Source organism: Micromonospora sp. NPDC047812 (assembly GCF_040704175.1).
Taxonomy (GTDB): domain Bacteria; phylum Actinomycetota; class Actinomycetes; order Mycobacteriales; family Micromonosporaceae; genus Micromonospora.
This window is the reverse complement of the sequence record NZ_JBEYRY010000023.1, coordinates 1-14923: the sequence shown is the minus strand read 5'-3', so window position 1 is coordinate 14923 and position 14923 is coordinate 1. Positions and strand designations below refer to the sequence as shown.

Below are 14923 nucleotides of genomic sequence, written 5' to 3'. Positions count from 1 at the left end.
CGCGTCGGCGACATCAACGGCGACGGCCGCGACGACATCGTCACCTTCACCTGCAACACCAACGCCGACGTCTACGCCGCCACCTCCACCGGCACATCGTTCGCCGGCACCACCATCAAATGGCACGACTTCTTCTGCCTCACCGGCGAATTCCCCTACCTCGCCGACGTCAACGGCGACAACAAAGACGACATCATCGTCTTCACCAAAGGCACCACCAACGACGTCTACGTCGGACTCTCCACCGGCACCGGCTTCAACCCCAGCACCAAATGGCACGACTTCTTCGGCCTCAACGGCGAAACCACCCTCTGAACCACGGATCCCCGTCGTCCCCGCCGTGGCTGTGATCACGGCGGGGACGATCGGCGAGCGGCCTCGGTGACGAGCGCCGCCGGTCCCGTCAGAGGCCGACCGTCGCCCGACGACATGACGCACCCGGTCAGGCGCTCCACGTTCCCGTGCGCGGGTGGCTCGGCCCGGAGCCGATGCCCTCCTGTCGGATCACGGCGGCGATCCTGTCGAGATCCGCGGCCGACAACCGCACCGTCGCCGCCGCCCGCCAGTCCGCTATCTGCTCGGGTCGACGCGCTCCGACGATGGCGCCGGTCACGCCACGGCACTCCAGCACCCATGCGATGGCGACGGCGCTGGTGCTGACGCCGTGCGCGGCGGCGACATCCGCCAGGGTGCGGGTCAGCCGCATCGTCTTCTCCAGTCCATGCCCCCGGAAACCGGGGTCGCGGGACCGCCAGTCGCTGGGCGGCAGGGCAGCGGCTCGCTCGGGAGTGAACGCACCGGTCAACAGCCCGGCACCCAACGCGCCGTAGGTGATGACCCCCACGCCGTGCGACGCACACCAACCGATCTCCTCCGCAGCGCCTCGCGCAAGAGCGGAGAACGGGGGCTGGAACGAATCCACCGGCGCGACGTCGTGCGCCCGCTGCAGTTCGTCGAGGCGGTGGTTCGACAGCCCCGCCGCCCGTATCTTGCCCTTCTGACGCAGGTCGGCAAGGGTCTGCCAGTACTCCTCCAGCGGAGTTCCATCTGTGGCGGGCCAGTGCATCTGGTACAGGTCGATGCAGTCGAGCCGGAGCCGACGGAGAGACTCGTCCAGTTCACGCTCGATGCTCTGTCGCCGGCCGGCGACGGTGCCCGGCTCGGCGTCTGCGCCCCACACCACGCCGCACTTCGTGAACACGTACGGGCGGACGTCCTCGGGGAAATCGGCGAGCGCCTCACCCACCAGTTCCTCCGCCTGCCCAAGGCCGTAGACCGGTGCCGTGTCGAGCCAGTTCAGGCCCCCGTGTTCCACCGCGTACCGGATGGTGTCGATCGCCTCCGAGGCGTCCTGCGGCCCCCAGCCGAAGGCCCAGCCATCACCGCCGAGCGCCCAGGTGCCGAGACCGAGCCGGGTGACGGTAAGCGGGGATGAACCGAGTCGTACCGATGGCAGCGTCGTCATGGTGCGTCCTCCCGGATCGGCGAAAATGACAGGCGGCGAAAGGCGCGGAGCGGTACCGCTCCGGCGGTGTGCCGGCCCGGGCCAACGCCGGGCCGGCTCGTGCGCCGCCGCCTGGCAGGACGATGTGCGTCGCTTCACCGGCGGCGCCCGGATCTCTATCGGGCATAGTCGCGCATCGTTTCGGGGAATGCAATTCCTGCCGCTGCGACTATTTGCGGGAAGGGGCGTCGGAAACTGTCACCCACCAAAGGCGACAGTGCCGCGAAGCCGTCGCGACAGGCCTCCTTGGCAGGCTCGGAGCGTCCAGCGGGTTTCGCACCGAGGAGACGGGACGAAACGCGGCATCGACCCTTCCGGAGCCGAGGAGTGAGGGCGTGGAGTTCATCGCCGAGCCAGACCGACAGAGCATTGTGATCAGGCGCGTCTTCGACGCCCCCCGCCACCTGGTCTTCAAGGCGTGCACGGAGCCGGACCTGCTCGTCCGTTGGTGGGGGTCGAGCGAGTTCGAGAACAGCGTGGACCGGATGGATGTCCGGCCGGGCGGCACCTACCGGTACGTCAGCCGCGACGGCCGCGGAACCGAATTCGCCATTGGCGGCGTATACCACGACGTCGTCGCACCTGAGCGGATAGTGCAGACATTCCAGTTCGAAGGCATGCCCGGCCAGGTGCAGCTCGAGACGATCACCTTCGAAGAGGTCGAGGGCGGCACCCGGTACGAGGCGGTGTGCATCTTCCAGTCGGTGGAACAACGGGATGACGCGGTGCGGTACGGAATGGAGGCGGAGACGCACGGCAGCATGGACCGGCTGGCCCGGGTGGTGGCGAGCCTCCGTTGAGGGCCCGGCATTCGGTGCGCGACCGTCACGGCGGCCCGCCGACCCGGCGCCGGTGTCCCGCCGGCGGGACATGGGCTACAGCCGCAGCAGAGACGAGCCTGCGACCTGCCCCGGCGGCGCGGACCCGCCAGGCAGCCCGGGCCGGCCGTGGTCGGCCGAGGGTGCCAGGGCCCCGTCACCGGTGGTGCCCGTGCCCAGGGCCCGCTCGGCGGCCTGGTCGAGCGTCGTCACGATCCACGAGGCCAGATCGCTGCTCGCGTGCTCGGCGGCGAGTCGCCAGCATTCGAGGCGGGCCTCCTCCACCTGCACACGCGGCAGTGCCGACCCCGTGGACTGGCTGGGCGTCCCCCGCCCGCGCGCCTGCTGGACGTGCCGGCGCAGTTGGTTCCGAGACCATCCGCGCTCCTCGGCACGGTCCAACCAGACGTCCTGTTCGGCAGGGGGCAGCGAGGCCACTTCCGCGTGGTGCTGGAAGCTCAGGTTCTCCCGCCGCCTGGCGGACTCGAACTTGCGCGCGACCCAGGCGTAGTTGCGCAGCGTCTGGTAGTCGAGGCCGATCCTCTCGACCGTCTTGGCGTACCTGCCCTCGTACTTGTCCTGTCCGTAGACCAACCAGTCGCCGAGGCACCAGGCGAACGAGTCGACCAGACCGGAGAGCTTCGGCCCCGCCTCCGCCCACTGCTCGAACGTGATCCCCGACGGGAATCGCAGGCCCACCCGGGTCGTCAGGATCTGGCCGTGGCCGTGCGCCGACGCCTCCTGCTGCTCGTCCTCGCCCAGTAGTGGGCTCGCGGGCTGCCTGACGAGATGCCGCGAACTGAGTGCCGTCTGCCTGGGTACACGCTTCACCCTGTTCCCCTTCGCGGGAGTGCTGAACTCGGATTCGTGACCTACCGCCGCCGCGCTACTCGATTACCAGAATGACATGTGACCGCCCCACTGGATATCAACTCCGACTTCACGGAAATCCCCGTCGTTCACGCGTCATTAATCGGTCGGGCAGATCGGGCGTCAGGCCACCGAAGGCCTCTCCTCGAATCGATCTGGCGGCTCCGGCAATCAACTCCGGGCCGGACAACAATCGCGACCTGCGACGCCAGGAACGACCATCACGGCGCCATGACCGAACGAACGCGACGCCGCAATTGCGTGGCTTTCATGACCCACGATTAGTCTTCCGTGACGCATGCGCTGCCCCCGTGACAATGAGCAATCTCCAGCCAAACACCTAACCGGTGCCGCAACATCAACCGTAACGCCTGCCGGTCGGGATATCAAGATCGACAGATGGCGATACGTGGAACTTGCACCGCCGAACGCTATGGCCAACCATCACTCCGAGGAGAGGTCCGGCGGTCGCCACGAACCCCTCATCCTGCACGCGTATCAGCAGGGTAGGGGCCACCTAGCGGCCCTGGCCCACGTCAGTGGCGCCGTGCGACAGCAGCCCGGGACGCAGCCGCACACTGCAATCGCAGCCGTCAGGCATTGGAGGGATATAGAACCACTCCCGTTTCGGACGCGCCCACTCCACGTCGATAACCCGCTGAGACGCTTGACAATGCCTCCAGGACCGGGAGATCGTTGGCGCTGGCGGATCATTCCGCCTCATCGCGGCGTACGCCATTCGAGGCCTTGCGTGCGGGTCGTGCGCGACGACGGCGTGTCGCGGATTTCGATGCGGCCCCCAGGGCCGGCCCGGGGCGCCAAATAGTTCGACGAAGCCGCCACCAGACACGACAGGAATGACATGTACGTTCCGGAACAATACCAGGCGGAAGATCCGTCCTGGACGTGGGAGCTGATCGATTCCCACCCCCTGGCCACGCTGATAACCGCGACCGATGGTGTACCGCTGGCCAGCCATGTGCCGACCATCAGGCGGCCCGCCCCGGAGCGCGCCGACGGCACCAACCCGGCGGACTCACAATCGATTCTCCTGGGGCACATGAACCGCCTCAACCCACAGTGGGCGGCGATCGGGGCCGGTTGTCCTGCACTACTGGTCTACACCGGGCCCGACCGCTACGTCTCCCCCACCGTCTACGGCGTCACCCCGGCGGCTCCGACGTGGAACTTCACCGCCGTACACGTCGACGGTTGGCTGTCGCCGCTACCGCCGGGCGAACCGACGCTGGCGGTGATCCGGTCCACCGTGGAGGCCCTCGAGAAGCGGCACGGCACGGGCTGGGACATGACGGCGTCGCTGGACTACTTCGATCGCCTGCTTCCCGGTGTCGGCGCGTTCGAGCTGCGGGTGGACCGGATCGATGCGATGTTCAAGCTGAGCCAGGAACAGGCGCCGGACGTCCGCGACCGGGTCGCGGCCGACATCGTGACCACCGACTGCGGCCACCACCGGGAACTCGCGCGCCTGATGACACGGGCGGCCGGACGCGACAAGCCCTGACGGGCCGGTCCGCCGGTGGCGCGGTGGCGCCGAGCATCCGGCGCACGGGTGCCGGAACGGCGGCCGGCCGACCCGGTGCGCGGGCCCGCGAGCGCCCACCCGCCGGCCCGCCGCCGTCTGCCCGCTCCGGGCACGTGCCGGGGCGGCCCCGGGTGGCCCGCCCCGGCACCCGCCACACCGCTCAGGAGACCCCGACGGCGGCGTTCGGCGTGGATTGCGGTTCCCGGTCCGCATCCGCGAGAACCGTGTCGATCTCGTGTGCCAGTTCCGCGACGGTCGCCGCCTCGAACAACGACCGCAGCGGCAGGTCGACCCCGAGCGTCTCCCGCAGCCGGTACACCACGCGGGTCACCAGCAGTGAGTGGCCCCCGAGACCGAAGAAGTTGTCCCTCCGGCCGATCCTCGCGATGTCGAGCACCTCGCCCCAGATGTCCGCGACGGCCTTCTCGGTGCCGGTTGCCGGCGCGACGTACCCGTCGACCGGGTCCAGGTCCGGCAACGGAAGCCGCTTGCGGTCGATCTTGCCGGAGGCGGTGCGGGGAAACTCGTCGAGCACGAGAATCAGTCCCGGCAGCATGTAGTCGGGCAGGTCGGCACGGAGCGCGCCGCGCACCGCCTCAGGGGTCAGTTCGTGCCCTGGGCGGGGCGTGACGTATCCGATCAGTCGAGGCGCCTCGGGCACCGACGTGTCACAGACCACGGCCGCCTCCCCGACACTCGGCAGGGCGGCCAGGCACGACTCGATCTCGCCGGGCTCGATGCGGTAACCGTGGATCTTGACCTGGAAGTCGATCCGGCCGGCGAACTCCAGGGTCCCGTCCGACCGCCACCGCGCCCGGTCACCGGTGCGGTAGAGCCGTTCACCCGGGCCGTTGCCGAACGGGTCGGGGACGAACGCCGCCGCCGTCAGGTCGGGTCGGCCCAGATACCCACGGGCGATGCCGGCGCCGCCGACATGGACCTCGCCGTAGGCTCCGACCGGTACCGGTCGCATCGCGGTGTCCAGCACGTACACCCGGAGGTTGTCGATGGGGCGTCCCATCGGGGCCTGGTCCGGCCAGTCGTCGGTGGGATGGGTGAGCCGGTTGAGCGTGACGACGTTGGCCTCCGTCTGTCCGTAGTGGTTGTCGAGAACCGCTTCGGGAAGGGCGGCGAACATCCGTCGCACCGCCGGGCCGATGCGCTGCCGGTCACCGGTGGTGGCCACGTCCCGCAGCGACGCGAACTGCTCGGGATGCTGATCGGCGTGCCGGGCGAGATGTTCGACGACGACGGTCGGAAGCACCGTGGCGGTGACCCGGTTCGCCTCGATGAGCCGACCCAGCGCCGGAATGTCGCGCCGGACCTCCTCCGGCACGACGACCAGCGTGCCGCCCGTCCACCAGGCCAGCATGACCTCCAACAGGAAGGTGTCCGGGCTCATGGAGTAGAACTGGAGCACCCGCGGCTGCCCGCGGTAGCACCGGACGATCCAGTTCATCATGTTCAGCTTGGAGCGGTGGGTCATCATGATGCCCTTGGGGCGTCCGGTGGAGCCGGAGGTGTAGACCACGTACAACACGTTGTCCACGCCGGCGCGTCGCGGCGGGTTGTCCGCCGGCCGTTCCGCGATCCGCTGCCAGAGCGCCTCGTCGAGACAGATCACCGCCGTCTCCACGCCGCCGTCCGGCTCCGCCGCCGGGTCGGCGCCGGCGGCCGGCACGCGCCCGCCCGTAACCAGGTCCGCCGTCTCCGGCTCGGTCAGCACCAGCGAGGCACGCGAGTCGTGGACCAGGTACTTCAGCCGCGACGGCGGATCCGACGGGTCCAGCGGGACGTAGGCGCCGCCGGCCTTGATGATGGCCAGGACGGTGATCAGCGCACGGGTGCCGCGCGGCAGGCAGACGCCCACCACCGCCTCCGGGCCCACCCCGGACTCGCACAGGTACCAGGCCAGCCTGTTCGCCTCGGCATTGAGCTGCCGGTAGGTGAGCTGCTCACCCCCGGACACGACCGCCACCCGGTCCGGGTACGCCTCGACCTGGCGCTCCACGTGCTCGGAGACGGTGCGGGCGGCGGGTGCGGGAACCGTCGGCCCGGTACCCCAGTCGTCCAGCAGCGCCCGCTCCGCCTCGGCGACGGGCACCAGTTCGGAGATCCGCGTGCGTGGCGCCGCCACGGCGGAGGCGACCAACGCCGCGTACTGGTGCGCGAAGTGCTCCATGGTCGCCTGTTCGAAGAGGTCCCGGGCGAAGATGACCCGCCCGAGCATCCCGCCGTCCGGCGTTTCGAACACGTGCAGCTCGACATCGAACCGCGTGGTGACGGTCCCGCTGCGGAACTCCTCCACCGCCAGGTCCGGCAGGTCGAGTTCGCCGCGCTCGACACCGGTCCCGGTGCTCAACAGACCGAACAGGATCTGGACCACCGGGTTGCGGCTCAGGTCGCGGGGCGGCGCGAGGTCCTCGACGATCCGGTCGAACGGAACGGCCTGGCGCGCGTACGCCTCGAGTGCGGTGTCCCGGACCCGCTCGACGAGCTCGGTGAACGTCGGATCGCCGGTGAGGTCGATGCGGAACGGCAGGGTGTTGGCGAAGAAGCCCACGGCGCCGCGCAGCTCCGGCTCGAGCCGGCCGTACACGGGTGACCCCACCAGCAGGTCCGACACGCCCGCCAGCTTCGACAGCAGCAGTCCGTAGGCGGCCAGGGTGACCATGAACGGGGTCACACCGCTCTCGGCGCACAGGGCCCGGACTCCGCCCGCGACCTCGTCGGCGATGGGGAACGTGAACTCACCCGCCGCCGCGGACGGCACGGCGGGCCGGCGGCGGTCGGGCGGCAGTTCCAGGGTGATCGGCGCGTCCGCCAGGTGGCGTTGCCAGTACTCGAGCTGTTCCGCCATCTCACGCTCACCGATCTGGGCGTGCTGGCGCAGCGCGTAGTCGGCGTACTGGACCGGCGGCTGCTGCGGTGGCGGCGAAGACCCCCGCGAGTACGCCCGGTACGCCGCTGTCAGTTCCTCGGTGAGCACCACCAGGGACCAGCCGTCGAACACCGCGTGGTGGGCGGTGCACAGCAGGACATGGTCCTCGTCGGCGAGGCGGAGCAGCGCGACCCGGAACAGCGGCCCGGCGCTCAGGCTGAAGGGCGTGTCCACCTCCGCGGCCGCCAACCACCGCGCCGACGCCTCCGGATCGTCCGCGTCGCGGAGGTCGATGAGCCGCAACTCGCCGCCGCCCGCCGTGATCACCTGGTACGGCTCACCGTCGACCGTCTCGATACGGGTACGTAGGACCTCGTGCCGGTCGACGACATGCTTCACGGCGCGCCCCAGGGCGTCGCGGTCGAGCCGGCCCCGGATCCGGTACCCGAACGGAATGTTGTACGCCGTGCGTCCGGGAAGGAGGCGGTCGATGAACCAGAGCCGACGCTGGGCGTAGGAGAGCGGCGCGCGACGGTGTTCGGTACGAGTGGGATCGGTCATGACCCTCCGATCGAAGTTCCTGCCGACGTTCCGGGCGCGGATGCCGGGCAGCGTGGCCCTGGACTCGCGGCCACCCGGCCAGCCGCTGGCACGTCCCCGGCGGATGCCGACGCCTCACCGGGACGTCCCGGCGGTCAGCGACTGTCGCGATTCTCGTGATCCGGCATGTCACGGGGCTTTCAATCCGCCGTCGGCGGTCCCGCCCCACGACGCGCGGACACGCCGGCGGGGCCGGTGGGACCGGTCCGCACCGCTCGGGCCGGACAGCGCGCGGACAGCCTCCCGACAGGCTCCGTTGCCAGGATGCAGACGGAACGCTTGCTCTCGTCGGTGTGGAAGGCGGCCAGCATGGCGCACGTGGAGTTGCCGGAGTTCGTCAGCCGCGACGGCCGGGGCGACCCGGACCCTTACCGGCACTTCGACTGGATGCGGTCCGCCATGCCGGTGGGTCCGGTGGTCGGGCCGGACGGTGAGGGCACCGCCTGGTTCGTGACCTCGTACGAGCACGCACGGGCCTGCCTGGCCGATCCACGGCTGAGCAACGAACGGCGCAACTCGGCGACCGCCACCGAAGGCGAGGACGAGGACGAGGGCGATCTGCTCGGCAAGGACCCGCCGCAGCACACCCGGCTCCGCAAGCTGGTGAGCCCCGTCCTGAGCAGTGGTGCCGTCGCGCGGCTACGCCCCCGTATCACGGAGGTGTGCGCCTCGCTCATCGACGCGTTCGCCGGACGCGGCACCGCCGACCTCGTCGCCGAGTACGCGTGGCCGATCCCGTGGGCGGTGGTGCACGAGTTCCTCGGCATCCCGGAATCGGAGCGGATGTCCGCCAGCCGGTGCATCGACCGCTTCCTCGTCGCCGGCTACCAGGAACAGCAGCGCCACGGACGTCCGACACCGGCGACGGACGAGTTGATGGGGTACGTCCGGCAACTCATCGCCTACAAGCGTCGGCACCGCGGCGACGACCTCACCACAGTCATGATCGACGGCTTCGAACGCGGTGAGGTACGCAGCGAGGCCGAACTCGAAGGCATGCTCTACGTGCTGCTCGGCGCCGGGCAGGTGAGTACCGGTCCCATGATCGCCGCTGCGGCGCTGCGACTCCTCGAGGATCCGTCGCACCTGGCCGGGCTTCGCGCCGGGGAGACGAACTGGCGGCTCGTCGTGGAGGAGTCACTGCGCTACGACGCACCGGTGCAGACCTCTGTCAGCCGTTACGCGCTGACGGACCTGGAGCTCGGGGGCGTACGCATCGCCAAGGGCGACATGGTGATCGTCTCGCTCGCCGCCGCCAACCGGGATCCGGCGCGTTTCGCCGATGCCGCTCGGTTCCACGCCGGTCCCGGGCGTCCCTCGCACCTGGCCTTCGGGCACGGCATCCACCTCTGCGTGGGCGCGCCTCTGGCCAGGTTGGAGGGCGAGATCTGCCTGCGGATGCTCTTCGACCGGCTGCCCTCGCTGCGGCTCGCCGTACCGGCCGGGGACACGGCGTGGGTGCTGGGGCCCAAGTTGCGCAGCCCCCGCGAGATTCCGGTGCTCTTCGACGCGCAGGGAGCTGCGCCGTCGCGTCCGCAGACGCGCGCGTCCCACGCGCCCGAGGCACCGTAGGGTCCCGCCAGGCGGCACCGGACGTCGCGGCCGGCCCATGAGGGGCCGCTGTCACCGCCACCCGAGCACCGCGTCCGCGATCCGGTCCAGCGGCAGCGCCCTGCCCGCGTCCGCGAACGGCAGGGCGAGTGCTCCGGCCTCCAGCAGCGGCGCCGCGGCAGGCTCGGACCGCGCGTGGTCGGGGGCGGTCCGGGGTCGGCGTCCGGAGCGCGCGTCGCCGGCATACGGCCGGCCGACGCCGGGGCCCCGCGCCTGGGGGCCGATGCGGTGGCCGGCCCGGCCGTCCGCCGTCCCCGCGGCCGGCGCGGCCGTACGGGTCTGCGCGTTCAGCAGCGCCAGGTGCGCCTCACGCAGCACGTCGGACGGATCCACGCCCAGTTCGTCGGCGAGTCGCCGGCGCACCCGCCCGTAGGCCCGCAGTGCCTCCGCCCGCCGCCCGACGGCCGCCATCAACGTCAACAACCTGGCGTGCAGCGGCTCGTCGAACGGCAGGTGGGCGGCGAGCTGCTCCACCAGCGGCAGCGCCAGGCTCGCCCGGTCCAGCCTCAGCGCCACGTCACCCAACTCGTAGGTGCGCTCCAGCCGGTCGCGCTCCAGGGCCAGCACGGCGGGGTCCATCCGCAACCATTCCGAGGACTCCGCGAGGACCGGTCCTCGCCAGGTCCGCAGCGCGCGCAGCAGCGCCTCGAACCGGGTGTCCGGCTTGTCAGCCTCGTCCGCCAGGCGAGCCAGCGCCGAGAAGCGTGCCGCGTCGAGCCGGTCCGGTTCGACGATGATGCGGTACCCGGCCCCGGAGTGCTCGATACCGGGGTCCCGGCCGCCGGCGTCGCCGAGCATCCGGCGCAGCCGCGCCACCGCGCAGTGCAGGGCGTTGCGGCTCGCGTCGGCCTCGCCCCAGGTCAGCGACGCCAGCCGGCTGTGGCTCACCCAGGCGTTCGCGTGGATCAGCAGGGCGCCGAGCAGGTGGTTGACGACGGTGCCCCGCACGTCGAGGGGCAGCCCGCCGGCCCGCACCTGCAGGGCGCCCAGAAGACCGAAGGTGACGTCGTTCCTCGGCATGAACGGGTCCTCCCGGTACAGGTCACGGCATCAGGTCCGCGCGCCGGGGATCCTGTCCCCGTATCCGGCTGCGATCGACCTGGTGATCTCACCGGCCCGGACCGCGGTGTTCGACAGCAGCGAGGAGGAGATCCCGTGCGTCTCCTCGGTGCCGCCCTGCAGGTAGACGGCGCAGTCGACGCCGCCGGTCGTGACCACACGATAGTCGCGCTCGAAGCACAGGGCACCCCTGTCGTCCAATTTGCAGTACTGGACGAAGTCGCCGAGCATCGGGATCGGGTCGGCCGGCCGGTATCCGGTGGCGTAGACGACCACGTCCGAGCCGAACCGCCGTACCTGCCCGGTCGGCAGGTGCTCGACGGTGACCCGCAGCCCCGCCGGGTCGGGCTCGACGTTCTGCACCCGGGAGGAGTTCACCATGTGCAGGCGCCGCGGTCCGCGCACGCTCTCGTCGTACACGCGCCGGTACAGCTCGGCGATGAGGTCGGCGTCGACAGCCGAGTAGTTGGTGTTCGCGTGGTAGTCCAGCAGCATCTTCTTGACCGAGGGTGGCGAGTGGAAGAACAGGTCCACCGCCGCCGGGTCGAAGATGCCGTTGACGAACGGGCTGTCGTCGGCCGGGCTGTATCCGAAGCGGGAGAACACCGAGTACACCGTCGCCGCCCGGAACCGTCGGTGCAGGTACTCCGTCACCTCGGCGGCGCTCTGCCCGGCACCGACCACGGTCATGGTCAGCGGCGCGGCCTCGTCGAGCCGGTCGGCGCGGTCCAGCAACTCGTAGCTGTGCCAGACGCGGTCCGACAGGGTGACGCCGGGCGGCGTCGCGGGGACCAGGCCACAGGCGAGGACCAGGTTGCGGGTGCGGGACACCGTGGTCCTGCCTCCGGCCTGGGCCACCACGTCCAGGTGGGCGACGCGCCCGTCGACCACCACCGGACGGACCTCGACGACCTCGGTGCCGTACTGGACGACGTCCTCGAACGCCGCCGCGGCCCAGGTGAGGTAGTCGTTGAACTCGACACGCGAGGGGAACAGCGCCTTGTGGTTGATGAAGCTCGGCAGCCGCCCCTTCTCGTGCAGGTACTTGAGGAAGGTGAAGGGACTGGCCGGGTCCCGCAGCGTTGCGAGGTCCTTGAGGAACGACACCTGCAACGTCGCTCCGTCGATCAGCATGCCGCGGTGCCACCCGAAGCGTTGCTGCTTCTCGACGAAGGCGAAGGTCAGTCGACCGTCCCGGGGCGTCGTCCCGGTCGCGCTCCGCATGGCGACGGCGTCGTTGTGGCTTCGTAGGGCGACGGCGAGCGCCAGGTTCGACGGCCCGAAGCCCACCCCTACGACGTCGAGGAAGGGCGCCGCTGCGGTGTCCGCAGCCGTGTTCATGGCTTCTCCGTTCGGTGACGTTCGATCAGGGTGGCCATCGCCGCGACCGTGCGGTGGTCGAAGATCGCCCGAAGCGGCAGATCCAGCCCGAACGTACGACGCAGTTCGGCGACGACCTGGGTGGAGAGCAGGGAGTGACCGCCCAGCCCGAAGAAGTCGTCCGTCACACCGACCTGATCCAGGTGCAGGATGCGGGCCCACACCTCGGCTATCGCCGCTTCGAGCTCGTTGCGCGGGGCCACGAAGCCGTCACTGTCGGGTGTCGCCACCGGAAGTCGACCGAGGTCGATTTTTCCGGACGGCAGACGCGGCAGTTCCGGCAGCACCACGAAGACCGAGGGGACCATGTACTCGGGGACCCGCTCGGCGAGGTCGGCACGCATCTCCGCCGCCGAGGGCGCCAGCATGCCCCTGGCCACCACGTAGGCCGCGAGGATCGGGTCACCGCCCGGGCCGTCGACGGCCCGCACGGCCGCCTCGCGCAGGCGGCTGTTGGCCAGCAGGGCGGCTTCGATCTCACCGGGTTCGACGCGGTATCCACGGATCTTGACCTGGCGGTCGGCGCGGCCCAGGAACTCCAGGTTGCCGTCGTGACGCCAGCGGGCGAGGTCCCCGGTGCGGTAGAGGCGTTGCCCGGCGGCGGTGGCGAACGGGTCCGGCACGAACCGTTCGGCGGTCAGGTCGGCACGGCCCACGTACCCCCGGGCCACTGCGGTGCCGCCGAGGTACAACTCACCGGGCATACCCGCTCCGACCGGCGCGCCCTGCTCGTCGAGCAGGTACGCGGTCACGTGCGGCAGAGGGCGGCCGATCGGCGGCCGCACCTGCCCCGGCTCCACGGGGCAGGCCGTGGCGACCACCGTGTTCTCGGTGGGGCCGTAGTGGTTGCAGAGGGTGAACCCCGTGCCGGAGTCCGGCTGGGCCGGGCCCGGCAGGGTCAGCGTGTCGCCACCGGTGAGCAGGTACCGCAGCCGGGTGGCCGGGAGCCCTCTGCGCAGCAACAGTTGCGCCATCGGGGTCGGAACGAACGCCACGGTCGTCTGCGCGAGCTGGAAGTGCTCGGTCAGCAGCTCGGCGGAGGTCTCCACGCCCGGGTCCGGGACCACCATCCGGGCGCCCGAGAGCAACGCGGTCCAGATCTCCCAGCACGCGGCGTCGAACGAGGGGTTGGCGACCTGGCTGACCACGTCGCGGCCGTCGAGCCGGTACCGCTCGACATGCCAGTCGACGAGATTCAGCAACGAGCCGACGGTGACCGCCACGCCCTTGGGTCGTCCGGTGGAGCCGGAGGTGTAGATGACGTAGGCCAGGTTGTCCAGCGAGGCCTGCGACACCGGCCGGGTGTCGGCCCCGGGCTCCGGCTCCGGCAGCGCGCCGACGTCCACCGCCTCCACGCCGGCCGGCAACCCCGCGGCCCGCGCCGCATCGGTCAGCACCAGCCGCGCCCCGGCGTTGTCGAGCATGTAGGCACTGCGGTCGGCCGGCTGCTGCGGATCCAACGGCAGATACGCCGCACCCGCCTTGAGCACCCCCAACACCGCCACCACCAGGTCCACCCCACGCGGCAGACACACCCCCACCACCTGCTCGACACCCACCCCACGACGCGACAACAACCCCGCCACCCGCTCGGCCCGCGCGTCCAACTCGGCAAAACTCAACCGCTGCCCACCACCGACCACCGCCGGCGCCTGCCCAGACCTCGCCACCTGCTGCGCGAAACGCTGCACCAACGTCTGCCCACCAGCCCGGTCCACACCCGTGGCGTTCCACCGCACCAACACCTGCGCCAACTCGTCGTCCGGCACCACCGCAAGCCGCGAACACCGCTGACCCGCATCAACAGCCACCGACTCCAACAACCGCCGGAAATGCCCCGCGAACCGACGCATACTCGCCTCGTCAAACAGATCCCGCGCATAGATCAGCTGACAATCCCACCCCTCCACACCACCCACACAATGCAACTCCACATCGAACCGAGTCGTCACCGACTCCTCGGGGGCGGCGGTGACCCGCGTGCCGTCGAGCTCCAGACGGACCAGTCGGTCCTCGGTCTGGAACAGTTGGAAGAAGACCTGCACGAGGGGGTTGCGGCTGAGGTCGCGCGTCGGCGCCAACTCCTCCACCAACCGGTCGAACGGCACGTCCTGATTCGCGAACGCGTCCAGAACCGTCTCCCGCACCCGACCCAACAACTCCACAAAACTCGGATCGTCCGACAAGTCCGACCGCATCACCAACGAATTGACAAAGAATCCCACCAACGACTCCAGCCGCGCCGACACCCGCCCCGCCGCCGGCACACCCACCACCACATCCGGCACACCGCTGTAACGCGCCAACAACACCTGAAACGCCGCCAACCCCACCATGAACAACGTCGCACCCACACCCGAGGCCAACTCCCGCAACCCCGCCACCACCGACGCATCCACCCGAAACTCGACCACTCCACCCCGATACGACGGCACCGCCGGACGCGGCCGATCCACCGGCAACTGCACCGCCTCCGGCACACCCGCCAACCGCTCCCGCCAATACGCCAACTGCTCCCGCACCACCGGCTGCGTCATCCGCTCCCGCTGCCACACCGCATAGTCGCCGTACTGCACCACCAACTCCGGCAACTCCGGCCGCCCACCAACCAACAACGCCGAATACGCCGCCGACAACTCCCGCTGAAAAACCCCAAT

Annotated in this window: 10 protein-coding genes; 4 read left to right on the top strand and 6 right to left on the bottom strand. The window is 70.4% G+C overall.

Annotation, left to right across the window (positions count from 1 at the left end):
* Positions 1-315: VCBS repeat-containing protein (locus AB0883_RS30585; RefSeq protein WP_366644741.1), on the top strand; the 315-nt coding region annotated here is incomplete at its 5' end.
* Between the two features lie 127 nt (positions 316-442).
* Here the strand turns inward: AB0883_RS30585 and AB0883_RS30580 are convergent.
* Positions 443-1465, bottom strand: a complete 1023-nt coding sequence (locus AB0883_RS30580; RefSeq protein ID WP_366644740.1) for an aldo/keto reductase — start codon at positions 1463-1465, stop codon at positions 443-445.
* Positions 1466-1839: 374 nt separating this feature from the next.
* On the opposite strand from AB0883_RS30580, the gene AB0883_RS30575 reads away from it, so the two are divergent.
* On the top strand, positions 1840-2304 hold the full coding sequence (locus tag AB0883_RS30575; protein WP_366644739.1) for an SRPBCC family protein: 465 nt from the start codon (positions 1840-1842) through the stop codon (positions 2302-2304).
* A 75-nt stretch (positions 2305-2379) separates the two neighbouring features.
* Here the strand turns inward: AB0883_RS30575 and AB0883_RS30570 are convergent, their stop codons facing one another.
* Positions 2380-3153: an LmbU family transcriptional regulator gene (locus AB0883_RS30570; protein WP_366644738.1), complete on the bottom strand. Its 774-nt coding sequence runs from the start codon at positions 3151-3153 to the stop codon at positions 2380-2382.
* Between the two features lie 901 nt (positions 3154-4054).
* Here AB0883_RS30570 and AB0883_RS30565 point away from each other — a divergent pair.
* The gene (locus AB0883_RS30565) at positions 4055-4714 is read left to right on the top strand and encodes an FMN-binding negative transcriptional regulator (RefSeq protein ID WP_366644737.1); all 660 of its coding nucleotides are present in this window, start codon (positions 4055-4057) and stop codon (positions 4712-4714) included.
* 181 nt (positions 4715-4895) lie between these two features.
* Here the strand turns inward: AB0883_RS30565 and AB0883_RS30560 are convergent, their stop codons facing one another.
* Entirely contained in the window at positions 4896-8177 is a 3282-nt protein-coding gene (locus AB0883_RS30560) for an amino acid adenylation domain-containing protein (protein ID WP_366644736.1), read from the bottom strand.
* A gap of 303 nt (positions 8178-8480) precedes the next feature.
* Between AB0883_RS30560 and AB0883_RS30555 the strand changes: the two genes are divergently transcribed.
* Positions 8481-9788, top strand: a complete 1308-nt coding sequence (locus AB0883_RS30555; RefSeq protein WP_366644735.1) for a cytochrome P450 — start codon at positions 8481-8483, stop codon at positions 9786-9788.
* A 51-nt stretch (positions 9789-9839) separates the two neighbouring features.
* Here AB0883_RS30555 and AB0883_RS30550 read toward each other — a convergent pair whose 3' ends face one another.
* From AB0883_RS30550 to AB0883_RS30540, 3 genes are all read right to left on the bottom strand, one after another.
* On the bottom strand, positions 9840-10847 hold the full coding sequence (locus AB0883_RS30550) for a BTAD domain-containing putative transcriptional regulator (protein ID WP_366644734.1): 1008 nt from the start codon (positions 10845-10847) through the stop codon (positions 9840-9842).
* A 30-nt stretch (positions 10848-10877) separates the two neighbouring features.
* Positions 10878-12227, bottom strand: a complete 1350-nt coding sequence (locus AB0883_RS30545) for a SidA/IucD/PvdA family monooxygenase (protein WP_366644733.1) — start codon at positions 12225-12227, stop codon at positions 10878-10880.
* On the bottom strand, positions 12224-14923 hold a 2700-nt coding region (locus tag AB0883_RS30540; protein ID WP_366644732.1), incomplete at its 5' end, for an amino acid adenylation domain-containing protein. The genes AB0883_RS30545 and AB0883_RS30540, both read right to left, overlap by 4 nt.